The organism is Pantoea sp. UYEF8, assembly GCF_040546285.1.
Taxonomy (GTDB): Bacteria; Pseudomonadota; Gammaproteobacteria; order Enterobacterales; family Enterobacteriaceae; genus Pantoea; species Pantoea brenneri.
In genome coordinates this window covers 1-22,712 of sequence record NZ_JBEPNM010000023.1, presented here as the reverse complement: position 1 = coordinate 22,712, position 22,712 = coordinate 1, and the positions used below count along the sequence as shown (strand labels likewise).

General features: G+C 53.2%; 27 protein-coding genes. 18 read left to right on the top strand and 9 right to left on the bottom strand.

Features of this window, described 5'->3' with window-relative positions; genetic code table 11:
• Nucleotides 1-80 precede the first annotated feature (80 nt).
• Nucleotides 81-419 carry an STY1065/STY2022 family phage-derived protein gene (locus ABIB18_RS22740; RefSeq protein ID WP_354475840.1) on the top strand — a complete coding sequence of 113 codons (339 nt, stop codon included), beginning with the start codon at nt 81-83 and terminating at the stop codon, nt 417-419.
• 172 nt (nt 420-591) lie between these two features.
• Here ABIB18_RS22740 and ABIB18_RS22735 read toward each other — a convergent pair whose 3' ends face one another.
• A complete protein-coding gene (locus tag ABIB18_RS22735; protein WP_354475838.1) occupies nt 592-951 on the bottom strand; it encodes a hypothetical protein in 360 nt (119 codons plus the stop codon).
• Nucleotides 952-1,107: 156 nt separating this feature from the next.
• On the opposite strand from ABIB18_RS22735, the gene ABIB18_RS22730 reads away from it, so the two are divergent.
• A complete protein-coding gene (locus ABIB18_RS22730) occupies nt 1,108-1,326 on the top strand; it encodes a hypothetical protein (RefSeq protein WP_031375079.1) in 219 nt (72 codons plus the stop codon).
• A 48-nt stretch (nt 1,327-1,374) separates the two neighbouring features.
• Here ABIB18_RS22730 and ABIB18_RS22725 read toward each other — a convergent pair whose 3' ends face one another.
• On the bottom strand, nt 1,375-1,575 hold the full coding sequence (locus tag ABIB18_RS22725; protein ID WP_031375080.1) for a hypothetical protein: 201 nt from the start codon (nt 1,573-1,575) through the stop codon (nt 1,375-1,377).
• A gap of 308 nt (nt 1,576-1,883) precedes the next feature.
• Between ABIB18_RS22725 and ABIB18_RS22720 the strand changes: the two genes are divergently transcribed.
• Nucleotides 1,884-2,132 (top strand): hypothetical protein, encoded by a 249-nt coding sequence (locus tag ABIB18_RS22720; protein ID WP_031375081.1) that lies wholly within the window; start codon nt 1,884-1,886, stop codon nt 2,130-2,132.
• An 82-nt stretch (nt 2,133-2,214) separates the two neighbouring features.
• On the opposite strand, the gene ABIB18_RS22715 is transcribed toward ABIB18_RS22720, so the two are convergent.
• The gene (locus ABIB18_RS22715; protein WP_089562461.1) at nt 2,215-2,847 is read right to left on the bottom strand and encodes a helix-turn-helix domain-containing protein; all 633 of its coding nucleotides are present in this window, start codon (nt 2,845-2,847) and stop codon (nt 2,215-2,217) included.
• A 138-nt stretch (nt 2,848-2,985) separates the two neighbouring features.
• Here ABIB18_RS22715 and ABIB18_RS22710 point away from each other — a divergent pair, with 138 nt between their 5' ends.
• From ABIB18_RS22710 to ABIB18_RS22700, 3 genes are all read left to right on the top strand, one after another.
• A complete protein-coding gene (locus tag ABIB18_RS22710) occupies nt 2,986-3,372 on the top strand; it encodes a hypothetical protein (RefSeq protein ID WP_031375083.1) in 387 nt (128 codons plus the stop codon).
• A 13-nt stretch (nt 3,373-3,385) separates the two neighbouring features.
• Nucleotides 3,386-3,697, top strand: coding sequence for a hypothetical protein (locus tag ABIB18_RS22705; protein WP_306456931.1), 312 nt, complete (start codon nt 3,386-3,388; stop codon nt 3,695-3,697).
• 162 nt (nt 3,698-3,859) lie between these two features.
• On the top strand, nt 3,860-4,126 hold the full coding sequence (locus ABIB18_RS22700; protein WP_031375085.1) for a hypothetical protein: 267 nt from the start codon (nt 3,860-3,862) through the stop codon (nt 4,124-4,126).
• Between the two features lie 38 nt (nt 4,127-4,164).
• On the opposite strand, the gene ABIB18_RS22695 is transcribed toward ABIB18_RS22700, so the two are convergent.
• Nucleotides 4,165-4,404 (bottom strand): DinI-like family protein, encoded by a 240-nt coding sequence (locus ABIB18_RS22695; RefSeq protein WP_031375086.1) that lies wholly within the window; start codon nt 4,402-4,404, stop codon nt 4,165-4,167.
• A gap of 177 nt (nt 4,405-4,581) precedes the next feature.
• Here ABIB18_RS22695 and iraP point away from each other — a divergent pair, with 177 nt between their 5' ends.
• Nucleotides 4,582-4,878: an anti-adapter protein IraP gene (gene iraP / locus ABIB18_RS22690; protein WP_031375087.1), complete on the top strand. Its 297-nt coding sequence runs from the start codon at nt 4,582-4,584 to the stop codon at nt 4,876-4,878.
• Between the two features lie 201 nt (nt 4,879-5,079).
• On the opposite strand, the gene ABIB18_RS22685 is transcribed toward iraP, so the two are convergent.
• Nucleotides 5,080-5,403 (bottom strand): DUF6388 family protein, encoded by a 324-nt coding sequence (locus ABIB18_RS22685; RefSeq protein ID WP_031375088.1) that lies wholly within the window; start codon nt 5,401-5,403, stop codon nt 5,080-5,082.
• 246 nt (nt 5,404-5,649) lie between these two features.
• Between ABIB18_RS22685 and yedD the strand changes: the two genes are divergently transcribed.
• The gene (gene yedD / locus ABIB18_RS22680) at nt 5,650-6,132 is read left to right on the top strand and encodes a lipoprotein YedD (protein ID WP_069729202.1); all 483 of its coding nucleotides are present in this window, start codon (nt 5,650-5,652) and stop codon (nt 6,130-6,132) included.
• 44 nt (nt 6,133-6,176) lie between these two features.
• Here the strand turns inward: yedD and amyA are convergent, their stop codons facing one another.
• From amyA to fliD, 4 genes are all read right to left on the bottom strand, one after another.
• A complete protein-coding gene (gene amyA, locus ABIB18_RS22675) occupies nt 6,177-7,658 on the bottom strand; it encodes an alpha-amylase (protein WP_089562462.1) in 1,482 nt (493 codons plus the stop codon).
• Nucleotides 7,659-7,763: 105 nt separating this feature from the next.
• Nucleotides 7,764-8,129, bottom strand: a complete 366-nt coding sequence (gene fliT, locus ABIB18_RS22670; protein ID WP_354475833.1) for a flagella biosynthesis regulatory protein FliT — start codon at nt 8,127-8,129, stop codon at nt 7,764-7,766.
• A complete protein-coding gene (fliS, locus tag ABIB18_RS22665; RefSeq protein WP_031375092.1) occupies nt 8,129-8,536 on the bottom strand; it encodes a flagellar export chaperone FliS in 408 nt (135 codons plus the stop codon). The genes fliT and fliS overlap by 1 nt, the downstream gene beginning before the upstream one ends.
• A 12-nt stretch (nt 8,537-8,548) precedes the next feature.
• A complete protein-coding gene (gene fliD, locus ABIB18_RS22660; RefSeq protein ID WP_354475831.1) occupies nt 8,549-9,973 on the bottom strand; it encodes a flagellar filament capping protein FliD in 1,425 nt (474 codons plus the stop codon).
• A gap of 336 nt (nt 9,974-10,309) precedes the next feature.
• On the opposite strand from fliD, the gene ABIB18_RS22655 reads away from it, so the two are divergent.
• From ABIB18_RS22655 to ABIB18_RS22610, 10 genes are all read left to right on the top strand, one after another.
• Nucleotides 10,310-11,584, top strand: a complete 1,275-nt coding sequence (locus ABIB18_RS22655; protein ID WP_354475829.1) for a FliC/FljB family flagellin — start codon at nt 10,310-10,312, stop codon at nt 11,582-11,584.
• A 330-nt stretch (nt 11,585-11,914) separates the two neighbouring features.
• Nucleotides 11,915-12,694 carry a glycosyltransferase family 25 protein gene (locus ABIB18_RS22650; protein ID WP_089562465.1) on the top strand — a complete coding sequence of 260 codons (780 nt, stop codon included), beginning with the start codon at nt 11,915-11,917 and terminating at the stop codon, nt 12,692-12,694.
• A gap of 240 nt (nt 12,695-12,934) precedes the next feature.
• Complete coding sequence (locus ABIB18_RS22645) at nt 12,935-13,903, top strand: HNH endonuclease signature motif containing protein (RefSeq protein ID WP_354475826.1); 969 nt, start codon at nt 12,935-12,937, stop codon at nt 13,901-13,903.
• A gap of 145 nt (nt 13,904-14,048) precedes the next feature.
• Complete coding sequence (locus tag ABIB18_RS22640; RefSeq protein ID WP_031375096.1) at nt 14,049-14,771, top strand: RNA polymerase sigma factor FliA; 723 nt, start codon at nt 14,049-14,051, stop codon at nt 14,769-14,771.
• A 50-nt stretch (nt 14,772-14,821) separates the two neighbouring features.
• Nucleotides 14,822-15,325, top strand: coding sequence for a flagella biosynthesis regulatory protein FliZ (gene fliZ / locus ABIB18_RS22635; protein WP_031375097.1), 504 nt, complete (start codon nt 14,822-14,824; stop codon nt 15,323-15,325).
• 198 nt (nt 15,326-15,523) lie between these two features.
• Nucleotides 15,524-16,510: a D-cysteine desulfhydrase gene (locus ABIB18_RS22630; RefSeq protein ID WP_031375098.1), complete on the top strand. Its 987-nt coding sequence runs from the start codon at nt 15,524-15,526 to the stop codon at nt 16,508-16,510.
• 111 nt (nt 16,511-16,621) lie between these two features.
• Nucleotides 16,622-17,422, top strand: a complete 801-nt coding sequence (gene tcyJ, locus ABIB18_RS22625) for a cystine ABC transporter substrate-binding protein (RefSeq protein ID WP_031375099.1) — start codon at nt 16,622-16,624, stop codon at nt 17,420-17,422.
• Nucleotides 17,422-18,090, top strand: coding sequence for a cystine ABC transporter permease (tcyL, locus tag ABIB18_RS22620; RefSeq protein WP_031375100.1), 669 nt, complete (start codon nt 17,422-17,424; stop codon nt 18,088-18,090). The genes tcyJ and tcyL overlap by 1 nt, the downstream gene beginning before the upstream one ends.
• A complete protein-coding gene (gene tcyN, locus ABIB18_RS22615) occupies nt 18,087-18,839 on the top strand; it encodes an L-cystine ABC transporter ATP-binding protein TcyN (protein WP_354475823.1) in 753 nt (250 codons plus the stop codon). The genes tcyL and tcyN overlap by 4 nt, the downstream gene beginning before the upstream one ends.
• 476 nt (nt 18,840-19,315) lie before the next feature.
• A complete protein-coding gene (locus ABIB18_RS22610) occupies nt 19,316-20,398 on the top strand; it encodes an acyltransferase family protein (RefSeq protein ID WP_069729210.1) in 1,083 nt (360 codons plus the stop codon).
• The last annotated feature ends 2,314 nt before the right edge of the window (nt 20,399-22,712 follow it).

Below are 22,712 nucleotides of genomic sequence, written 5' to 3'. Positions count from 1 at the left end.
CGTCGACAGTGTGCACAAACCCACTGCCCGCTGCTTCCTACCGTTCAGATTTCATCAGCCATCAGCAGGTCGCCGCGACAATGATAAAAACGCTCATCTGGTTACTTCCACTGACCTCTCTTTCTGCTTCGGCATTTACTGCACTGCAATGCGGACCGTTCGACCTGAAAGCCGACCAGAAGGGGACGGTTACAGTTAACGGCAACAGTGCGGAGATTAACAGCACCACTTTTCTCAAGGCTAAAGACGATTACGATAACGTGAAGTTGCACTGGCGGGTCAAAAACGCCAAAGCTCCGGGCATGATCGATATGGATCTGGTAACCCGTGAGGGGAAATCATTACTGGATGCGGAGATTGTCCGCACCAGTCAGAGTCAGATAAGGATCCGCGGTAGCTACGACTGCGAAAAGAAATAACGGGGCGACAGGGCGGCAAAGATTCAGTCTTGCCGCCTGCGGTAACGGCCTGTGTGCGTAAGGCGCGAGCGATGATTGTTTTCTCGTCAAAGCGGCCAGGATAGCGGTATTTCATGATAGGTTGCAAACAGCCACCTGAACCTCACGCCAGGGAAATGAGGGCAGACAGAATTTAATCGGCGCTCTTACACTCAGCAATCATCGTCGCTACCGCAGCGCGGATATCTGCCGCCTGGGCGTCATAAAAAAAATTCACGCTGGTTTCGCTGTGATTGAATTTGTCTGTTTCGATCCAGGCGATAACGGTTCCATCACCTTGTTCAAGGTTATAGCGTTGCGCGTCGCCGGGCAGGGGATCATCCCGTTCAAGCGAAAGACGCTGATTAATCGCGGCTGAAAACAGGCAGGACTGCACCTGATAAGGATGCGCATTAAAATAGGCGGTTTGCAGATGCGGATGTAAGCCGACCCGGCCGGTATCGACGCAGCCAGCAGTAATGCTCAACATGAGCAGCAATATTATTTTCTTCATCGGTTCAAATCCCGTCACTTTTGCCTTCATCTCACTGCCCTTTACAGGACGATCCGCAAGCAGCGTGCGGCGTGAAAATTGTTTTGCCCGCCACTGCGCGAATCCCGCTCAGGGTGGTCTGAACTATACTTATCTTTTTTCTGACAGGAGGGCGAAATGATCAATCTTCGAGAGATGAATGAGAAAATTCATCAGGTGCTGCAGGCTGACGAACCGTCCGGATTCACTGAGCAAACCGCTGAACGGGTGTTAGCGGTAGTAAAGTCGTACTGGCAGGACGGCGATGAGACGATAAGAAACGACATCACGCAGAAGCTGTCGCGACTGGAACATTCTGGCGTGCCATTCCCGGAAAATTATCTCGATAAGCTATAACGTGGTCACAATAGCGGTGCGCCCCTGAACGGGGCGCGTTGCGGCGTATCAACTTGCTTTATACGGATCTTTTTTATCATCCTGACTGTCATCATTCTTGCGTGGTACTTCGCCGTGATCTTTCGGCGCGTCAGTAGCAGGATGATCGTCTTCTTCATACGCATTGCCTACGTGCGGTGCCGCTTCCGGCAGGCTCTTGCTCACTTCACCTTCGTGTTTACGTTCTTCATTGGTTTTATGTTTAAACATGGCTAACTCCTTTTGTTCAGTGTCTTAAGTCTAGACCAGCCGTCGTCAACCTGACGGGACGGAGCGGCCTGAAATAAAAAAAGCCCGCGCGAGGCGGGCTGAATCGGAGTTTTCTCTCGTGTGGTGCACGGCATTATTCGTTGCGTGTCTGTGTGCAGCGGGACCATGCTAACCGTGCCAGGCAGACGCGTGAATGGACAAATCTGTTATCTCACGTGCGGCAGGTCACAAATTAATCGATTAATAAATTCGATTGAACGGATTAGTAAAAAGCATATAGTGACCAGCGTTACCAGGAGATTGAAATTATGTTACGAGACTATTTAAAGATTGAAGCTGATGATCAGCTGATTAAAAACGGCACCGTGAGCCTGAAAAATCGCGGACAGGAAGACGTGACCGAATGGACCATCGTTAACCCGCACGGTGTCAAAAAAGGCGGCGTGACCCTGTTCGACAAACTGAGCACCCGCCGCTCATGGTGTGTCGGCTATCGCATCACACAGACCGATCTGCACGGTAATGTGGTGGTGGATAAGCTGACTGACGCATTGTAAGCTGCCTGACCTTTGTCGTCATTTGCCGTAGTAAAGTGTGTAATTTGAAGTAATTAACCCGCATCGCAGCGGGTTTTTTTATTCAGCGCTGACGGTAACGACGCAGTTCGACCAGCGTGCCGGCCAGCCTGAGGCCATCGCGACCAGAGTGCATCAAAGGAAAATCGACGTTAACCGGCGCCAGTTCAAACTGCGTAATGCCGTTTTCCGGCTCGCGCAGCCGGTAAGTGCGCAGCAGCGCAACGTTCTGCTGCAGCGCCAGTACGCTGTCACCCGGCATCGGTGATACCGCCGGATCAATGATCACCACATCATCACGCAAAATGGCAGGCGCCATCGCCAGCTCCCCAACCCGCACGGCAAAACTGCGCTGAGAAAGTGCCATATCGTTATGCATCAGAAAATCGCATTTCACCGTACCGGCATCCTTCAGCCACGGCACCACGTCGCGCTGATTCAGTAAGGGAATCTGATGCAGCCCGGCAAATCCACTTTCGCTGAAAACAGGACCATCGCCATCTATCAGATAGGCCGGTGCGCAGCCCAGCGATTCCGCCAGCCGCAACAGATTCTCACCGCGCGGTAACGTCTCTTCTTTTTCCCACTGTGAGATCGCCACATGGGACACTTTTACCTGCTCCGCCAACTGCTTTTGCGTTAACCCCAGGTTTTTTCTTCGGTGGCGAATACGGTCGCCCAGCGTTTCGTTTTTCATCTGCTTGACATTCAGGTTAAGAATGACTTAAGTATACTTAACCCTGGCATTTAAGCAATCTTAAATTTCAGGCAGGGGACGTGCCTGTTGTAGCACGCCGTGGTGTTCCAGTGACCTTACCGGGTAGAGGGGTGCGGCATGGAAAGTAGTTTAATTACCAGTATGGGTGCGTTGGTTTTGGGTGGGGGCGCGGCGGCACTGTTCTGGAAACCGTTATTGGCGGGCATTGCGTCAATCGTAACCAGCAATCGGGCCGGCGGCGAAATTATAACCAGTTACAAAGAGCAGGTGGTGTTGCTGAAGGAGAGCAACGTACTGATACGTGAAGAGAACGATGAACTACGCGAACGACACGACAAAAATTTGCGGCGTATCTCCATGCTCGAGACCGATCTTCGGCTGATCAAAAATGCATTAGGTATTTTGCTGGCCATGACCGAGACCGATCATAGCGATAAGTTCCGCAACGAAGTCGATCGCCTTATCTCAACTCTGGAGGATCGCAGCGATGGTTACGATAAATAGTCCGGTTACACCCATGCTCCTCAAGCGCAAGGTTATTCTCGGCGGCGTGATGCTCGGCTGTTCGATGATCTGCGTGCTGATGACCATTCTGTTTCTTTACGTCAATAATGCCGCCAACAAGCGGGTGGAGGAGATTCGCAAGGATTACCGCAATGTCGCCGCAAAACGAGATGCGCGGGTGGATTTGCTGACCAATCAGGTGAGTGCGCTACAGCATAAGCTCGATGCGATACCGGACCGCACCGCGATCAAAACGGTCGATAAGGTGAAGGAAGTGGTGATTGAAAGTGAGGGGCCTGCGACGCATTCCGGCCGTAAACCGTAACTTCCGATTATTCTTAGTGCGGCCTCGCTATTATCGACTAGATTTAAATCTCCGGGCGACATTTTCTTTCGATATTTTCGCAGGAAAGGCGCCCGCAGGTTGGCCGGTTGATGAACCGCTACGCCAAATCACTTTGGATAACTGACCAGAAGGACATTTAGCATGAGCGATTCAACAGAAACCAAGACCAAAAACGATTATCTGCGTGACGTGACCTCTCAGCTAAAAGAGATGCGACACTACGCGCAAACCAACACCGAGACCCTTTCAACTCATTGGTTAGCCTTCGATGCGGGTGAATACAAAGATAAGGTGAACGCCGATCGTATCGATGCACTACTCAACAAGCAGGGTAAGATGCTGGAAGATCTGGATGCCGCCATTCAGGACATCGAAATCGAAATTAATCACAGTGAGCAGGAGAGTTAATTGACCTCCCGCTAACTGATGCGGTGGCCGTTAAAGGATTAATCGGCCACCAGCCACATTTCCGCTTCGTCGAACATCTCTTCAACTATCCGCGCAATCGTCGCTTTATCGTTCTTACTCAAATCAGTATCAATCGCGTTACGTTCCATCGGCTTGACCTTAACTTCAATGTCAGGAAACACCCGATGCACCCGTTTTTCCAGCTCTTCGAGAATCATCTCGCGAGCACCCGGCAAACCGGCTACGTTTCGCTTGTCATAAATCAACTCAACAAACATGATGGCAATCCATTCAGGGCAAAATCGCAGAGATATAATACTGTAAATAAAAACAGTGGCAAGGCGATGCGCCCGATTACGGCTAATTTTTTTTATGTTATGCCGGACTGCATCCTGGTCTGGCTTATTGCGGCATCATCGCGACATAATGGCACTCCATACATCAGGAGAAGTGCGATGCGACAACTGGTCATTGATATTCTGCTAAAACTGGCAAAAATGGACGTCGACGCGAAAGAGCTGACCGCTCAGCTCGAAGCGCAATCGCTGCTGGTTGCTGCGTTGCTGGTGCAGGCCAAACAGGACAATACGCTGACCATCACCGAGACGGTACAGGATGCGATTGTCACGGCTTCACGTTCATCGACCGAGTTTTTGCAGTCCGACGTTGACCTGCTGCTGACGCACATTAATCGTCTGCTGGCGGTGGCACAGTATGTGGAAGTTAAAGGAAAGATGGCAGAAGAAGAGTAGCGACGGGAAAAAAATTCGCCTCTGGAGGTGGAAATCCAGCAACACCTCCAGAGGCAGTGCAAAAGCACTATTCGTTCAAGGACAATCACGACCGAAGTCGTACGATGAAGTTATACACTTTCCTAGTACTTGTACAACTTTATCGGTGGTTAAACCACTGGTTGGAGGTGTATAAAAAATACACCTTCCAGTCCCGCCCGATCAGAGTTCGTTTTTGATGCAAAACTCTTCCCAGCTCATCCCCAGCGATTCAGCATGTGATTTGAGATAGGTCTCGATTGCCTCAGCCGCCACGGCTTTGTCTGGTTCAGCCAGTTGAATCGAAAAAATCATTCCATCCAGATTCTTCTGACGTAAAAAGGCCGCATAGATGCGTTCAGCGTGCCATTCACGCAGCTGGCGCAGGGAAAGATTGGCAGCGCGGGCATCGCTTTCGGTCAGCTCATCAAGCGCCGCCTGGAAATCGGGATGGGCGGTAAAGAACATTTCGCGCGCCTGCGCGTAATACGCTTCTGGAGTTTTCATAGCCAGGTTCCTGAAAGTCAGTTGCAGCGCGTCAGTGTAGCGGGTTGTGCCTGACTTGTCAGGACGCGCGCAAGCAGACTGGCGCGTTAGCGGATAAATGTCGCTTAGCATCGGCTGAGTTTGCCTGAGTTGCGCGGCAGCGCTAAAAAAACCGCGCCGGGCGCGGTTGGATCAGCCAGATACCTTGCGCACCTCAGGGGAAAAATTATAACGTAGCCGCCATTGATGCGATCTTAGGGATTAAACATGAAAAAGTGGATGCTGATTGCCGCGCTGGCGCTGAGCGGATGTGCACAAATCAACGACTATGACAGTGCGGTACAAACGCCGGCACCGGCTAATCTGCAGGGCAACTGGCAAACGGTCGGTCCGCAGCGTGGCCTGATTAGCGGTCAGGCGATAGGCAGCCTGATTATCAATGCGGATGGCAGCACACTGGATTGCCGTCAATGGCAGCGGGTTATCGCCAAACCCGGCAAACTGACCTTGCTGAGCGGCGATTATGTCAACGTAACGCGTCAGGTTCGGGTGATGCCGCTGGTGGTTGATAACGGTGAACTGAATTATGACGGGCTGACGCTGCGTAAAGTGGCACGTCCAACCGTAGAGTGCCAGCAGGCGCTGGACGAAGTGGCGAAGCAACCGAAGGCCAGTGTGATCCAGAATATTGAGCCCCAGCTGTTGCACACCCGCATTACTGAAAACAATGCGGCGGCAGTCGCGCAATAAATGATGCTGGCAGGGCATTGGCCCTGCCAGATCTTCTGTTACTCTTACTCTGCGACCACCCAGACGCTGACGCTGCCCGCGTTACAGACAAACACCGCATTACCCTGATCATCGGCGGTAATGGTTTCTTCGCGGTTCGCCAGATAATCACGCCACACCTTACCGGCATAGCCTTCGCCCATCGCCACGCTTTTCTCGCCTGCATCGCCATTCGACATGATAACCACACAGCCCGGCTGGGTTTCGGTGCCGCTGCGGCTAAAGGCGACACAGTTGGGATGGTCGAAATAGTCGGTCTGTGCGCCCCAGCCATACTGCTGGCGCGCGCGGATCAACCCTTCCAGCTCCGGGATCACCGGCATCTCAATCTTATGTTTCTCGCCGTCGCCGCCGGTATCTTCATAACTGGCACCGAACAGATCGGGATAGAAAATGGTTGGCACGCCTTGTTCACGCAGCAGAATCAGCGCGTAGGCCAGCGGTTTAAACCAGGCTTCTACCGGCGCTTCCAGCGACTGCAGCGGTTGCGTGTCGTGGTTGGCGACGATCGTTACCGCATGCCACGGATCGGCGACCACCAGCGAATTAGCAAAGATCTGGCTCAGATCGTAAGCGCTGCCGGCGGTGGAGGCCTGATGGAAGTTCATGTGCAGTGGGGCATCAAACAGCATGGTTTTGCCTTCCACCTGATGCACATACTCCTGCAGCTTATCGGTTTCGAACGACCAGTATTCAGCGACGATAAACATCGGCTCTTCAGCCACTTCCTGAATGTGATCGATCCAGTCTTTATAGAACCAGGCCGGAATGTGTTTCACCGCATCCAGACGAAAGCCGGTGCACGGCACCTGTTCCATCACCCAGCGCGCCCAGTACTTCAGCTCTTCGCTCACCGCCTTGTTGCGGAAATCGATGTTCGCACCCATCAGATAGTCGAAGTTGCCCAGCTCATTATCGACCTGATCGTTCCAGCCTTCGGCGGTGTAATCGTTAATGATTTTGAAGACGCCGTTTTCATCCGGGTTTTCAATATGGTCTACGCCGCTAAAGCATTTGTGGTCCCAGACGAATTTTGAATATTTTCCGTTGCGCACCGGAAAGGTGAATTTAGTCCAGGCTTCGCATTCGACCACGTCGTCATAAATTTCGTCGCGATTGTCCGGATTGACGCGGTTGATGCTGATCTGTTCTTTTTCATCGGCACCCATTTTATGGTTAAGCACCACGTCCAGCACCACCCCGACGTTGTGGCTGCGCAGCGCCTCGACGGCTGCCAGTAACTGCTGCTTGTCGCCATATTTGGTGGCAACGCTGCCTTTCTGATCGAATTCACCGAGGTCAAACAGGTCATAGCTGTCGTAACCAACAGAATAGCCACCCGATTCCCCTTTATAGCTGGGCGGCAGCCAGGCCATGGTGATGCCAATTTCACTGAGCCAGGCGGCACGATCGGCGATTTCCGGCCACAGTTTGCCGCCATCCGGGTAATACCAATGGAAAAACTGTAATAACGTCGGGTTTTGCATCTACTGCACTCCAGGGGGATGATGAGAATCAAGTATGGAGTAAGCGGCAAAAAAGAGGCGCCGCGCTGAAAAATAAATCTCAACGCGGCGGGAGAGGGCAGATTATCAGGAGAGGGTTTCGCGTGGCACCATCACCACACCGCCCTGATTACCATAGGCGGAAAGCACCGATTTCTGGCGGCTGTTCTGGCCGACCAGCGAAGCCAGTTCATCCATGCGCGCCTGCAGCAGGCGTTTCACTTCACTTTCGTTATCCAGAATATGGCGCAGTACCGGGCGCAGTTGCTCCTGAACCTGAACCGATGGGGCGGCAGCCTCTGTCGATTGCGCTAATGATTGCACCGCGCTGACATAGTCCATCTCCCTGCTGATCAATTCATCCCATTCGCCCTGCGCCGCGTGACGCAGCATTCCCTGGCTGAGATCGAGTAACTGTTGGTAAACGGCAATCAGATGCGGTGCAATAATCATTAAACGGCGTCCTGAATCAGGTTAGGTTGAACCACTTCTTTCCACGCGTCCGCGATGTTGCGCAGTAAGCCTTCGACTTCTTCGACAGCTTCAACATCATTGTGCAGGTTGGCCTGCAGCAGGCGGCGCGTCATGTAGTTGTAAAGACCCAGCAGGTTATCTGCCAGCTCATCACCACTGTTTTCACTGAGGCCCTGTTTCAGACCTCCTTCAATGATATTGATGGCTTTAGAGATGGAATTACCTTTGCCTTCAATATTGCCATCCTGCATAAACAGACGAGCGCGAATCAGCGCGCTGAGCGCGCCGTCGAACAACATCACCACCAGCTGCTGCTGGCTGGCGCTCATCACGGCGCTTTCCACGCCGATTTTTGCATAGGCTTTGGTGCCGGTAGCGCTGTACATGGTCACTCCTTACTATTTCGAACTGCTTGACGACATATTGTCAAACTGCTGGGTCAGATAGCTGCTGGTGCTGTTGAGTGAACTCATCGTCACATCAAGCTGGGTGAACTGTGCCTTGTAGCGCGCAATCAGATTATCAATGCGGGTGCTCATTTTGTTGTACTGGTCAGTCAGGTTGTTGAGCGTCTTGCTCACCCCGTCTTTAGCCGCCTGGATAATGCCGGTCGATGACAACCAGCCGGTCAGGTTGGTGGCGATTTTGGTGGTGATGCCGGTGGTCTTGCCGTCACCGACCATCATCTCTTTAATGCCTTCCGGATCCTTATCCAGTGCGGTTTTCAGCGCTGCAGAGTCAAGTTTAAGTGCACCGGTGGTCGGGTCAGAAGAGATACCAATCTGCGACAGCGTTTTATAGTTGGATGAACTCGCTGCGTTAGTCAGCAGACCTTTTAACTGTGTCTGGATGGTGCGCAGCGTACTGTCGCCGACCAGCGCGCCGTTGCTGGAATCCTGCGCATCCGCACCAGCATCAACGGCGGTATATTTGGTCAGGCTGTTGAACTGGTCGAGCAGAGTATTGTACGCATCAACAAAGTCAGACAGCGCCGTTGTGACCTTGGTGGTGTCTTTGGCGACGGTCAGGTTCTGGCTGCTGCTGGTGACATCCTTGAGATTAAGGGTAATGCCTTCTAATGCATCACTGATGGTGTTGCTGCTGCTGGTGATGGCAACATTATTCACCGTCAGTTGAGCATCCTGTGCCGCCACGCTCAGATCCATTGGATTGTCTGCATCGCTTTTGCTGGCATCGAAGCCGACAATGCTTTGCAGCGTATCGTCGCCGGTTACGGTGACTGAAGAGACCGCATATTTCTCACCGGTCTTCGCCGCTGTTAATGAGAGACGATATTCACCATCACCCGACTTAATGATGCTGGCGTTTACTCCGGCACCCGCTTTGTTAATTGCGTCACGCATACCGGTCAATGAGGTCTGATCGCTGGTCAGCGTAATGTCTTTACTGGTGCCATCTGCCAGCTTGATAGAGAGCGTACGGCTGGCCGCTGAGCTGTCGCCGAGCATGGCAGTATTGCTGCTTTGCACGCCGGAGGTCAGAGTCTGTGCCTGAGCCAGTTTCGACACGCTAATAGTGTAGCTGCCAGCAACGGCACCGGCAGTGGTGGTGGCGCTAAATGCGCTGCCAGTACTGGTGGCGGTGGTGGAGCTAAAGAGATCGGCGCTGTTCAGTGCGGTATTCGCAGTCTGAAAGGTCGTCAATGCGCTGGAAAGCGTACCGTAAGCGCTGAGCTTAGCGGTATAGGCGCTCTGCTGCGCAGAGATCGGTTTTAAGGTGGCTTTTTCTGCCGTTTGCAGACTGTCGAGAATATCACTTAATTGCAGACCTGAACCGACACCCAGGTTAGAGACGCTAGCCATGTTGTTTCCTTTAAATGGTCGACACGGAGTTTGAATACCTGAGTTATCGGCCTTGATGAAAGAAAGTTTAAGATTATTTGCCTTAGGGTAATGAGGTAAATAAGCACTATAGAGAAGGGTATTTCGACGACTAGAAAATTAACCAATTAAGTCTAAAGAACTGCGGCAGGGTGGCGATAACCAAAAGCGTGACAGGTTGAAGCAAAAAATTCGCCTGGTACTAAAAAAATTCTAAAGGTTGTTTAACGGCAGACGATAACAACTTTGACGGCGCTGAAGCCGGCGGGTTGAAGCCCACACCTTAACCGAAAGACTTGATTAACAGGAAAATTTATCATGGCCCAAGTCATTAATACCAACAGCCTCTCGCTGATCACTCAGAACAACATCAACAAGAACCAGTCAGCTCTGTCTACTTCTATCGAGCGTCTGTCTTCTGGTTTACGTATCAACAGCGCAAAAGATGACGCTGCTGGTCAGGCGATTGCCAACCGTTTCACCTCTAACATTAACGGCCTGACTCAGGCTGCGCGTAACGCCAACGACGGTATCTCTTTGGCACAGACCACAGAGGGCGCGCTGTCAGAAATCAACAACAACTTACAACGTGTTCGTGAATTGACTGTTCAGGCCTCCAACGGCACTAACTCTGAGTCTGACATTTCTTCAATTCAGGATGAAATTACTTCACGTCTTGATGAAATTGATCGTGTTTCAAGCCAAACCCAGTTCAATGGTGTAAATGTCTTGGCTAAAGATGGAACTATGCAGATTCAGGTCGGCGCGAACGACGGACAGACAATTTCTATTAATTTGAAACAAATTACTTCAAGTACACTTGGTCTGAAAGATTTTGATGTCTCAAAAATGGCTAGTTCAGTTGCTAATGGAACAAAAACTCAGGTTTCTGTTGCTCTCGCAGATGCTACAGTTGATGAAGCGGGCGGAGATACCACGGCAATTACTAATTTGGTAAAAAATGGCGATAGTTATTACGTCTCAACTGATGGCACAGACTATCATGCTGCTCAGATTGATAATACCAAAGGTACTATTTCATATGATGCTAGCAGCACAGTAGTACCTGCTACTGATGCTGCTATCGCTGGTGGAACAGCACTGACAACAGTAAATAAAGATGTTAAGTTAGATACATCTGCTTTAGCTGATGGTGATTCATTAATTTCTTACAAAGATAACAGTGGTAACAACGCTTTCTTGGTTCAAACTACTAACGCATCAACAGGGGCTAAATCATATTCTGCGGCAACTATTGATGCTGGCACAGGAGCAGTAGCAAAAGGCACGGCTACAACTCTGCCTGCTGGTGTTAACGTTGACCCATTATCTAAACTTGACGATGCAATCGCTGGCGTTGATGAATTCCGTTCAAGCCTGGGTGCGATTCAGAACCGTCTGGATTCAGCGGTCACTAACCTGAACAACACCACTACTAACCTGTCTGAAGCACAGTCTCGTATTCAGGATGCTGACTACGCAACTGAAGTTTCAAACATGTCTAAAGCGCAGATCATCCAGCAGGCGGGTAACTCAGTGTTGGCTAAAGCTAACCAGGTTCCACAGCAGGTTCTGTCTCTGCTGCAGGGCTAATCGCCTTACCTCTGAACATAAACCCCGCTTCGGCGGGGTTTTTTTATGCCTGCCATATATCCTTTTTGCCGTTAGTTTGTCTGAATCAATCTACAAAGAATCCAGCCAAAGAATAGCTAAGTCAGCGCTAAGCATTCGTTACTTTTTCAGCCACAGCGCGATGAGCCGTTTCTGCCAGGCAGTGTTTAAAAGTAAACAAGACAAACTTTAACCCATGGTTATCACCTGGGTGTGCAGCCCGTGTTGCGCTTTTGATTTGAGTTTATGATGAAGAAAAAGGTATCATTTCATTCATGGAAATATTTTGTTACCTGGATGAAATGAATCTACATGCACACTTTCATTATCAATCTCGATTCTTCAACTGAACGGCGCGCAACGATTGCTAAACAATGTGAAACTGCAGGAATTCCCTATCAGTTTATTCCTGCCGTAAATGGTAAGCAGCTGAGCCAAAAGGAAATTTCTCAGCATACCCGCTCGGTCAACTATGCTTTTAAACCGGGTGAAATAGGCTGTGCGTTGAGTCATCTGAAAATTTACCAAAAAATAGTTGATGAGAATATTGCGCAGGCATTGATTCTGGAAGACGACGCGTTATTAACCGAACAGTTACCTGAAGTCTTATCCAGCCCTGCAATGCAACTTCCTGTAGATAAGCCTGTGGTGGTGCTGTTATCGCAGGTTAATAAATTTGTTAATAAGGTTGTCGCGCAAATAACGCCAACCACCGGTCTTTATCCGGTATACAGTGCCACTACCTCTCATGCCTATGTGATTAATCTCGAAGCCGCCAGACGACTGCTGAAGCTGCTTTACCCGGTCTGGATGGCAGCTGATAAATGGTGTCTGTTCGAGGAGCATGGCGCATTCCGGTTATTGGCTGTCTATCCTGCGCCGGTGTTACTGCATGACGTGGCGCAACATACCACCATTCAGCAGTTTGATGATGTTGACAATCACAACAGACAAAAACGGGCGATCTGGACCAGCATAATGGCGAAACGGCCACTCAGCGCAAAAATCCGTCAGCGTTATCGCCGGGCGGTGGTACCGCTTCTGAACCCGATTGTTGATGTCAAAGCCGGGCTAAAAGAGTCGGGCCAGTAACACACCCGGTATTCAGAGGTGCAGGCATAGCTTTCCAGCAGAATTAACCCCCCGTGCCACGGGGTAGCCATGCCGGCACAGTTGCTGAGATCCCTGACAGCAGAGCCGGCGCAATGTCAGCAAAAAAGACACTGCGCTGCGCTTATTCACCCCCCGGTTACAGTTCCCCTCCAGCCTGCCGATAACTCCTTGCAGAACAACATCACTTTTGATCCATTTTACTTATTTTGTGGAGTGTCTATGCGCTTCAATTATGACTTGTCACCGGGTGAGCGGCTGACCTTTGAGGAGATCGCGCTGCGCTATGCCCAGCAATATCCTGAGGAGAAGGAGCTGACGGCGCGCGCGCTGCTCAGCCCGTCAACCAGCTTTCGCACCCTGAAAATCCGTGCGGTGTTTGCGCAGGAAGAGAGCAACAGTCCGCTGGAGGATCTGCTGTTCATCGCCAATGATAATGAACGTAAAAATTACCTGCGCCGCTTTGAGCACTACCTGAAGCAGAATCTCTCCTTTCTCTATTTCCGCCGCAGCGAGAAAGAGAAACGCGACAATCTGTGGAAGGTGATGGGCAGCAGTCAGGTGTTCGCGATGATCGATCCCCATTCTGCTACCGCCCAGAACCTGCTCAACAGCCGCGGCTACAAACTGGTGCTGATGCACCAGGATGAGGAAGAAGCTTACTGGCAGCTGTTCAACCCGCAGGCTAATCCCTGTTTTCCTCAGTCACGCCGCATTCAATTCATCGTGGTGCTGAGTACGCCGCAGCACAAGGTGCCTGCCGCAGTGATGCCGGGCACCGAAGTGGGACGGCGGGTGAAGGCAAGAGTACTGCAGCGCGCCAGCCAGGCCGAGTTCAGTGCGGGCGTCAAAGCGCGCTACGGCGCCTGCGTGATGACCGGCACCCGGCTGACCGATCGGCATAACTGGCCGTGGGTAGAAGCCTGTCATATCGATACGCAGGAGAATGATGAAGGGGGGCTGGCGGATAACAGCGTCGACAACGGCTTATTCCTGCGTAGCGATCTGCAACGGCTTTTCCTCAACCGACTGATAAGCATTGATGGTGAGTCGGGACAGATCCAGGTACACCCCAGCGACGAAGCGCAGACCAACATAAGCCCTTATTATCAGGAGCTAAATGGCCGTATCTGCAGCCTGTGGTCGGCGGTACCACCCGCGACGCGCCAACGGCTGCGGGCGCGACGCTAGCCAATGTGAAGGGGGAACGAAGGATCGGCTCCCCTGACATAACAAAAATGAAATAACCTCGTTTTACCCCGCCTATTCCCCCAATCAATAACCCTACAGAATTGGATAATCATGCCGATAACTTCATTAACGCAGGGTAGTCAACGTGAACGATCTCTATACCGCCGAAGGCGTGATGGACAAGCATTCGCTCTGGCAGCGCTACGTGCCGCTGGTGCGCCATGAAGCGCTGCGCCTGCAGGTTCGTCTGCCAGCCAGCGTTGAGCTGGACGATTTGCTGCAAGCCGGAGGTATCGGTCTGTTAAATGCCGTGGAGCGCTATGACGCGCTACAGGGAACAGCCTTTACCACCTATGCCGTGCAGCGTATTCGCGGCGCAATGCTGGATGAGCTTCGCAGCCGGGACTGGGCACCACGCAGCGTTCGTCGTAACGCGCGCGAGGTGGCCGGGGCAATGCATAAGGTGGAACAGACGCTGGGTCGTGCTGCCTCCGAGCAGGAAGTCGCGCAGCAGTTGAATGTTTCGATGGAGGAGTACCGGCAGATCCTGCTGGACACCAACAATAGTCAGCTCTTTTCCTACGACGAGTATCGGGAAGAACATGGCGACAGTGCGGAACTGGTGACGGAAGGGCATGAAGAGGCCAACCCGCTTCATCAGTTGATGGAAGGGAGTCTGCGTGAGCGCGTCATCGAAGCGATCGAAGCGTTACCCGATCGTGAAAAGATGGTGCTGACACTGTACTACCAGGAAGAACTGAACCTGAAAGAGATTGGCGCGGTGCTTGATGTGGGGGAATCCCGTGTCAGCCAGCTGCACAGTCAGGCGATTAAACGTCTGCGGGCCCGACTTACGGGAGCGCGCTAGCAGTATCAGTTCCTGGCGATTCAAAAATATAAGAAACCGGGGACTCAGCAATGGGAGCCAAGACCAAGGCCAGACCGTTAAGTCGTTATCTTAAAGACTATAAACACAGCCAGAGCAACTGTTCACACTGTGGCAAGGTATTAGATCGAATGGCGCTCGTTTTTCGTGGCCAGATCATCAATAAAGAGGCCATCGCTCGGATGGACCAGATGATTGATGAGCAACTGTGGCTGAAACTTCAGCCAGAACTGACTGCGCTCTGTCGCTTTTGTAGCGATATTTTTTGTAATACCCATCCTAATTACTTCGACATTATGGCGTTCAAACAGTATTTGTTCGAACAGACAGAGATGAGCCCCAGCACCATACGGGAATACGTGGTGCGGCTGCGTCGGCTGGACGACATGCTGAAAGCGAAAAATTTCCCGGCCGATCGGCTGCAGGGCAATAGCTGGCATCAATGTCTGGAAAGCGACCTGCCGGATGCGGGCAATAATAATTACCGTATTGCGCTGCGCAAATACGATCAGTTCTTAGGGTGGCAACAGGGCTAACGCTCCGCTGTGCACCCATTGCTCCCCCGCGTACCGCCGGTACGTCCCCGCTATTTTCACGCTGCTGAAAAGGGCGGGACGGGGGAGCACGCCTGTTTTGCCCGTCACCGCATCTCCCGCCACCTGAATCAGGGTGATCCTTTTCGCATCTTCTGCAACACTGTAAGGATAATTTCCAATGCCCGAATGGAGGCAGCATTGTCTTTACATCTTTTACACCAGTTTCCCCGCCTTGAACTGCTGGGCGCGCCAACCCCGTTAGAGCATCTGCCACGACTCTCCGACTATCTCGGCCGCGATATTTTCATCAAGCGCGATGATGTCACGCCGGTGGCGATGGGCGGCAACAAGCTGCGTAAGCTGGAGTATCTGGCGGCCGACGCGCTGCGCGAAGGGGCCGATGTGCTGCTGACTGCCGGAGCGATTCAGTCCAACCATGTGCGCCAGACCGCAGCCGTCGCGGCCCGTCTGGGTCTGAAATGCGTTGCCCTGCTGGAAAACCCAATCGGCACCCATGCAGAAAACTACCTGAGCAACGGTAACCGGCTGCTGCTGGATCTGATGGACGCCGAGGTGATTATGGTTGATGCGTTGGATCGTCCGGCGGAGCAGCTGGCGGAACAGGCAACACGGCTTGAGGCGCAGGGTTTCCGGCCTTATATCGTGCCGGTCGGCGGCTCGAATACGCTGGGTGCGTTAGGCTATGTCGGCTGCGCGCAGGAGATTGCCCATCAGAGCGAAGAGGTAGTGGATTTTGCCGCCGTTATCGTCGCCTCTGGCAGCGCCGGCACCCATGCCGGGCTGGCGGTTGGCCTTGAACAGTTGTTACCGGATACCGAGCTGGTGGGGGTGACCGTTTCCCGTCAGGCTGAGGCTCAGTTGCCGCTGGTTGAGCGTCTGCGCCAGCCACTGGCAGCCCAGCTTGAAGTGCCCGCTACCGCGCCGATTACGCTGTGGGATGAGTATTATGCACCACGCTACGGTGAACCGAACGACGAGGGCATGGCGGCGGTGAAACTGCTGGCGCAGCTGGAAGGCATTCTGCTGGATCCGGTCTATACCGGTAAGGCGATGGCGGGGTTGCTGGATGGCATCAGCCAGAACCGTTTCCGCCGGGAAGGCCCGCTGCTGTTTATTCATACTGGCGGCGCGCCGGCGTTATTTGCTTATCATCCTTCGGTCTGAGACAAGCAAAAAAAACAGTTTATAATCTTGCCGTTATCACGATGGACCGGCAGCAATGTAGCGGCGTTGCCGTTATAAAATACACACAACACAATCAATAATGGGGTGAATATGACCTTTTCTCTTGTACGTCGCCAGTTGGTGATGGGCGTGATGGCCGTGGCGCTGGTCGCGGGCGTCAACGTTAAAACCTTCGCAGCTGAAAATCTGCTGAATAAAATTAAAGAGCGCGGCACGCTGCTGGTGGGACTGGAAGGTACCTATCCGCCGTTCAGCTTCCAGGATGAGAACGGCAAGCTGACCGGCTTTGAAGCGGAGTTCGCGCAACAACTGGCGCAGCACATGGGCGTTAAGGCCAGCCTGAAACCAACCAAGTGGGACGGCATGCTGGCCTCGCTGGATGCGAAACGGATTGATGTGGTGATTAACCAGGTCACCATCTCTGACGAGCGCAAGAAGAAGTATGACTTCTCTACGCCGTACACCATCTCGGGCATTCAGGCGCTGACCATGAAAGCCAACGCCGGTAGCATCACCAAACCGGAGGATCTGGCAGGTAAAAAGGTCGGCGTCGGTCTGGGTACCAACTACGAACAGTGGTTGCGTGAGAACGTGAAGGGCGTTGATGTCCGTACCTATGATGATGACCCGACCAAATATCAGGATCTGCGTTCTGGCCGTCTGAACGCCATTCTGGTGGACCGCCTGGCAGCACTGGATCTGGTGAAGAAAACCGGCGATACCATGGCCGTAGCAGGCAACGCTTTCTCCCGTCAGGAGTCTGGCGTGGCGGTGCGTAAAGGCAATGACGATCTGCTGAAAGCGATTGATCAGGCTATTGCAGAGATGCAGAAAGATGGCTCACTGAGCAAGCTGTCTGAAAAATGGTTTGGCGCGGACGTGACTAAATAATGCAGGAAAGTCTTCAACTGGTGCTGGATTCAGCACCTTTTTTATTAAAAGGCGCGCTGTTTACGCTGCAACTCAGCATCGGCGGAATGTTCTTCGGCCTGGTGCTGGGGTTCATTCTGGCACTGATGCGGCTGTCACGCTTCTGGCCGGTTAGCTGGCTGTCGCGGATCTACGTTTCGATCTTCCGCGGTACGCCGCTGATCGCCCAGCTGTTTATGATCTACTACGGCTTACCGCAGTTTGGTATCGAGCTGGATCCGATTCCCTCCGCCATGATTGGCCTGTCGCTGAATACCGCGGCTTATGCGTCGGAATCACTGCGTGGCGCGATCTCGGCGATTGAGCGCGGCCAGTGGGAAGCGGCGGCCAGTATTGGCATGACGCGCTGGCAAACGCTGCGCCGGGTGATACTGCCGCAGGCGGCACGGACCGCGCTGCCGCCGCTGGGTAACAGCTTTATCAGTCTGGTAAAAGATACCTCGCTGGCGGCGACCATCCAGGTGCCGGAGCTGTTCCGTCAGGCGCAGCTGATCACCTCGCGTACGCTGGAAGTGTTCACCATGTATCTGGCTGCCTCGCTGATTTACTGGGTGATGGCGACGGTGCTGTCCGCCCTGCAGAACCGGCTGGAGCAGCATGTTAATCGTCAGGATCAGGAGTCGAAATGAGTGCCATCGAAGTCAGAAAACTGGTGAAATCCTTCAATGGCCAGACGGTGCTGCATGGCATCGATCTCGACGTAGCGGCAGGCGAAGTGGTGGCGATTATCGGTCCCAGCGGTTCGGGTAAAACCACGCTGCTGCGCAGTATCAACCTGCTGGAAGTGCCGGACAGCGGCACCATCCGGGTGGGGGATATTACCGTTGATGCGGCGCTGGCGCAGAGTAAACAGAAAGAGCAGGTGCGTCGTCTGCGCCAGCAGGTTGGCTTTGTCTTCCAGAACTTCAATCTGTTTCCCCACCGTTCGGTGATGGAGAACATTATTGAAGGGCCGGTAATCGTCAAGCGCGAAGCCAAAGTGGACGCGGTGGCACGCGCCCGTGAGTTGCTGGAGAAAGTCGGACTGCATGGCAAAGAGCAGAGTTACCCGCGCCGTTTGTCAGGCGGTCAGCAGCAGCGGGTGGCCATCGCCCGGGCGCTGGCGATGCGGCCGGAGGTGATTCTGTTTGATGAACCGACCTCGGCGCTGGATCCGGAACTGGTTGGCGAGGTGCTTAACACCATCCGCGCCCTGGCCGAAGAGAAACGCACCATGGTTATCGTCACGCATGAGATGAGCTTTGCCCGCGACGTGGCTGACCGCGCTATTTTTATGGACCAGGGCCGCATTGTGGAGCAGGGCGAGGCGAAAGCGTTGTTCAGTAACCCGCAACAGCCGCGAACCCGTCAGTTCCTCGACAAATTTCTGAGTCAGTAACGCCGCAGCCTTCCTTCGGGAAGGCTGCGTTAACCCGTTTAAATAACGCTGTTTTTCCGTAAAATAACCCTGCTGCTAAGGGGTTATTCGCGCTGAAAGTCATCGCTATCATATATTTTTAAATCTCCGTTAAACCTTTTGGCACATCTGACAAAACTTTTCTGTTCATTGTTTATTACATGGCTTTTAGAGTTGCCACTTTCTCTTATTTAAACCGTGGTGACTCTCCAGTAATATTATCTTTTTCAGCGCAATAAGGGTAAATAAAGCCGCTGCCTGGCTATTTATTGATAAGTGTAAGGAAACGTTCAGCTCGGTAAATGACTGTAGCATCAGGACCACGCCGCATTTTTTAAGACTTTCGCTACATTCACCACCGGTTCAATGACGAATAATCGCTGGATAACCATAAAAGCAATACTGATTTCCTCGCTTTTACTTTTCAGCATTCTGACCTACACAGCAGGAGTCATTGAATGAACAACACCAAGCCAGAGCAAATAATGTGGGTGAATACCCTGAAAGGGGCCTGTATATTACTGGTGGTCCTGTACCACACGGTGCTGCCGGGTTTTGAAGGGACGCTGAAATATCTTTCTGCCGGATGGCTACCCGCTGAAATATGGGTGCAGTTTAATACGGTCCTGTCACCGTTACGTATGCCGGCGTTTTTCTTTGTTTCAGGCCTGCTGGCGACCAACGGTATTATTAATCGACCGTGGAAGCAGGTATTTACCAGCCGGATCACCAATCTCTTTTATCTCTATATTTTGTGGGGCTTTATTCAGTGGTGGTCGATTCTCGGCATCTCCACCGAAATTACCGGTCAGCGTATTTCCCAGAATCTGAATGCAGCCTATGCGGGTTCGCTATTAGAATTTCTTAAGCTAACGTTTATGGCCATGAGCACCTCATGGTATCTGTACGGGCTTGGTCTCTATTTCCTCTGCGCCAAAGTTTTTCGCCAATATAAACTGGTGCTGATGGTGGCGGCGATTGTGCTGAACTATCTGGCGGTGGAGAAAATTATTCCCTACTGGGGACCACAAAGCCTGGCGCAATATTTCCTGTTCTTCCTGCTGGGCGCTTTCTGGAGTCAGACTATGCTGCGCCTCAGCGAATGGCGGCGTGAAAACCTGATGCCGTGGGCCGTACTGGCGGCGCTGGCGGGCATTCACGTTATTTTCGGGCTGGATAAGAGCCTGTTCATGTGCATTCTGGCGGTGCTGTTCAGTATCGCGGCCTGTCGCTGGCTGAATCAGCATTTCAGTATGCGCTATATGAACTGGATCGGCCGCAATACGTTGCAGATTTATGTGATACACCGCATTTTCATTGAGTTTTTCGGCATGTCAGCGATTCTGTTTGCCCAGCGTCACCATCTGTTTAATCAGGCGTGGTTTTCGTTCCTCTGGGCCTGTTTCTATCCGGTGGCGATTGTCGGGATCTGTTCGCTCTGCTCGGTGGCGCTCTGGTCGCTGACCAACCGCGGATTGGGACAGTCGCTGTTTATATTCCCGACGCTGATGAAGCGGGAGCGAGCCAGTGAGGTTTCGTGAGTGCGCTTAGCTGTGGGAGAGGGTGCGCCTGGCGGCGGCTAAGTCTCGCAGCCGGCACGGGCGGTGCAGAGGGGATTACGCCTGGCGGCGGGCTGACATTGAGCAGGTTACGCCTGGCGGCGGGCTGACATTGAGCAGGTTACGCCTGCTGCGGGCTGACATTGAGTAAGGTTGCGCTTGCTGCGGACTGACATTGAGTGAGCTTACGCCCGCCAGGCGATGGGGAGTTTCAGATTGCCTGAGCAGGCGGACGCGTCAAGGGGCGGACGCCCGCCCCTTCACAATCCCGGCGTCCGGCGGCCTGCGCGCCACGCTGCGCGCGGTTCCTTCGTCACTCCCTGCGGCCGACGGACCGGCCGGACGCGCCATCCGTGGCGCGATCCGTCCTTTCGCCGACTTCCTGTCGGCTCTCCTGGCCTCCGGTTGTTCCTCAGCGCTGCGGACGCCTCTGGTAAATCGCCCGCCTGTAATTATTTTTTCATTTTGCTGTTGCCGTGCTGTCTGCTGGCCCGTTGCAAAGATAAACCTCAATATTTACCGGGATGACGAACCCAACTTGAAAAAGACGAAACAACCGCTGCAATTTACAAAGCCGCGCTGTCTGCCGACCCGATAGAAAAGACAATTCCAAAAACCCATAGCGATAAAATACCTAACATAAAAAAAGAGATAACAGCGGGTGGGTTGAATAACATTTTGTCTGCTGAGCCGAAAGCCAGAGGCAATCCCAAAAACCGACAGCGATAAAGTACCCGTCATAAAAAAAGAAATAACAGCGAGGGGTTGGGAGGCCATCTGAAGCGCTGAGCCGATGAGGGATTTCAGGACGAGCGACAGGGAGGTCGCGAAGAGGCGGGATCGTGCCAGGGATGGCGCGTCCCGCCGGTCCGTGAGAAATCCGGAAGAGGCGAAGGGACCGCGAAGCGGCGGTGAAGCAGGCCGGAGCCCGGGGTCAAGGGGGCGCGGCGACTGGCGCCCTCTTGTCGGTTGCCGGCAGCGGCGAAGCTGAAACTGCCACAGCCGGCTGGCGAACGAAACCTGCTCATAGCCCGTTCGCGCAGCGAACCCCAGCCCGCAGCCAGCCGGCGAACGACATCTGCTCACAGCCCGCTCGCGCAGCGAACACCTTTGGCAAACCCGTCTGTGGTTTCTTAAATTCTGGCAGGATAAGTGTTGTCTGATGGCAGGGATTACATCTGGTGGCTGTATGGATACTTTCCTTTTCTGACGGCTAACGGTCCTGAACGCAGAAAAACGCTGAAAGTAATGTTACTCGGGCATTACAGCGACGAAGTACCAAACAAAGGAAAAAAAGAAATAACAGCGAGGGGTTGGGAGGCCATCTGAAGCGCTGAGCCGATGAGGGATTTCAGGACGAGCGACAGGGAGGTCGCGAAGAGGCGGGATCGTGCCAGGGATGGCGCGTCCCGCCGGTCCGTGAGAAATCCGGAAGAGGCGAAGGGACCGCGAAGCGGAGGTGAAGCAGGCCGGAGCCCGGGGTCAAGGGGGCGCGGCGACTGGCGCACCTTGTCGGTCGCCGGCAGCGGCGAAGCTGAAACTGCCGCAGCCAGCCGGCGAACGAAACCTTCTCATAGCCCGTTCGCGCAGCGAACCCCAGCCCGCAGCCAGCCGGCGAACGACATCTGCTCACAGCCCGCTCGCGCAGCGAACACCTTTGGCAAACCCGTCTGTGGTTTCTTAAATTCTGGCAGGATAAGTGTTGTCTGATGGCAGGGATTACATCTGGTGGCTGTATGGATACTTTCCTTTTCTGACGGCTAACGGTCCTGAACGCAGAAAAACGCTGAAAGTAATGTTACTCGGGCATTACAGCGACGAAGTACCAAACAAAGGAAAAAAAGAAATAACAGCGAGGGGTTGGGAGGCCATCTGAAGCGCTGAGCTGATGAGGGATTTCAGGACGAGCGACAGGGAGGTCGCGAAGAGGCGGGATCGTGCCAGGGATGGCGCGTCCCGCCGGTCCGTGAGAAATCCGGAAGAGGCGAAGGGACCGCGAAGCGGCGGTGAAGCAGGCCGGAGCCCGGGGTCAAGGGGGCGCGGCGACTGGCGGCCCCTTGTCGGTCGCCGGCAGCGGCGAAACTGAAACTGCCACAGCCAGCCAGCGAACGAAACCCTCTCAGCCCCGTTCGCGCAGCGAACCTCAAAACCTCACCGGCTGGCGAACGAAACCTTCTCAGCCCCGTTCGCACAGCGAATCTCAAAACCTCACCGGCCAGCGAACGAAACCCTCTCAGCCCCGTTCGCGCAGCGAACCTCAAAACCTCACCAGCCGGCGAACGAAACCCTCTCAGCC

What these genes read in the sequence shown, in the direction of transcription:
- ABIB18_RS22610 (WP_069729210.1), top strand. Translation starts at nt 19,316, where the DNA reads ATGAACAACACCAAGCCAGAGCAAATAATGTGGGTGAATACCCTGAAA.
- ABIB18_RS22735 (WP_354475838.1), bottom strand. Translation starts at nt 951, where the DNA reads ATGAAGAAAATAATATTGCTGCTCATGTTGAGCATTACTGCTGGCTGC.
- ABIB18_RS22685 (WP_031375088.1), bottom strand. Translation starts at nt 5,403, where the DNA reads ATGAAAACTCCAGAAGCGTATTACGCGCAGGCGCGCGAAATGTTCTTT.
- ABIB18_RS22710 (WP_031375083.1), top strand. Translation starts at nt 2,986, where the DNA reads ATGGAAAGTAGTTTAATTACCAGTATGGGTGCGTTGGTTTTGGGTGGG.
- ABIB18_RS22715 (WP_089562461.1), bottom strand. Translation starts at nt 2,847, where the DNA reads ATGAAAAACGAAACGCTGGGCGACCGTATTCGCCACCGAAGAAAAAAC.
- iraP (WP_031375087.1), top strand. Translation starts at nt 4,582, where the DNA reads ATGCGACAACTGGTCATTGATATTCTGCTAAAACTGGCAAAAATGGAC.
- ABIB18_RS22655 (WP_354475829.1), top strand. Translation starts at nt 10,310, where the DNA reads ATGGCCCAAGTCATTAATACCAACAGCCTCTCGCTGATCACTCAGAAC.
- tcyJ (WP_031375099.1), top strand. Translation starts at nt 16,622, where the DNA reads ATGACCTTTTCTCTTGTACGTCGCCAGTTGGTGATGGGCGTGATGGCC.
- ABIB18_RS22705 (WP_306456931.1), top strand. Translation starts at nt 3,386, where the DNA reads ATGCTCCTCAAGCGCAAGGTTATTCTCGGCGGCGTGATGCTCGGCTGT.
- tcyN (WP_354475823.1), top strand. Translation starts at nt 18,087, where the DNA reads ATGAGTGCCATCGAAGTCAGAAAACTGGTGAAATCCTTCAATGGCCAG.
- ABIB18_RS22650 (WP_089562465.1), top strand. Translation starts at nt 11,915, where the DNA reads ATGCACACTTTCATTATCAATCTCGATTCTTCAACTGAACGGCGCGCA.
- yedD (WP_069729202.1), top strand. Translation starts at nt 5,650, where the DNA reads ATGAAAAAGTGGATGCTGATTGCCGCGCTGGCGCTGAGCGGATGTGCA.
- fliT (WP_354475833.1), bottom strand. Translation starts at nt 8,129, where the DNA reads ATGATTATTGCACCGCATCTGATTGCCGTTTACCAACAGTTACTCGAT.
- ABIB18_RS22700 (WP_031375085.1), top strand. Translation starts at nt 3,860, where the DNA reads ATGAGCGATTCAACAGAAACCAAGACCAAAAACGATTATCTGCGTGAC.
- fliS (WP_031375092.1), bottom strand. Translation starts at nt 8,536, where the DNA reads ATGTACAGCGCTACCGGCACCAAAGCCTATGCAAAAATCGGCGTGGAA.
- tcyL (WP_031375100.1), top strand. Translation starts at nt 17,422, where the DNA reads ATGCAGGAAAGTCTTCAACTGGTGCTGGATTCAGCACCTTTTTTATTA.
- fliD (WP_354475831.1), bottom strand. Translation starts at nt 9,973, where the DNA reads ATGGCTAGCGTCTCTAACCTGGGTGTCGGTTCAGGTCTGCAATTAAGT.
- ABIB18_RS22725 (WP_031375080.1), bottom strand. Translation starts at nt 1,575, where the DNA reads ATGTTTAAACATAAAACCAATGAAGAACGTAAACACGAAGGTGAAGTG.
- ABIB18_RS22730 (WP_031375079.1), top strand. Translation starts at nt 1,108, where the DNA reads ATGATCAATCTTCGAGAGATGAATGAGAAAATTCATCAGGTGCTGCAG.
- ABIB18_RS22695 (WP_031375086.1), bottom strand. Translation starts at nt 4,404, where the DNA reads ATGTTTGTTGAGTTGATTTATGACAAGCGAAACGTAGCCGGTTTGCCG.
- ABIB18_RS22645 (WP_354475826.1), top strand. Translation starts at nt 12,935, where the DNA reads ATGCGCTTCAATTATGACTTGTCACCGGGTGAGCGGCTGACCTTTGAG.
- ABIB18_RS22720 (WP_031375081.1), top strand. Translation starts at nt 1,884, where the DNA reads ATGTTACGAGACTATTTAAAGATTGAAGCTGATGATCAGCTGATTAAA.
- ABIB18_RS22740 (WP_354475840.1), top strand. Translation starts at nt 81, where the DNA reads ATGATAAAAACGCTCATCTGGTTACTTCCACTGACCTCTCTTTCTGCT.
- fliZ (WP_031375097.1), top strand. Translation starts at nt 14,822, where the DNA reads ATGGGAGCCAAGACCAAGGCCAGACCGTTAAGTCGTTATCTTAAAGAC.
- amyA (WP_089562462.1), bottom strand. Translation starts at nt 7,658, where the DNA reads ATGCAAAACCCGACGTTATTACAGTTTTTCCATTGGTATTACCCGGAT.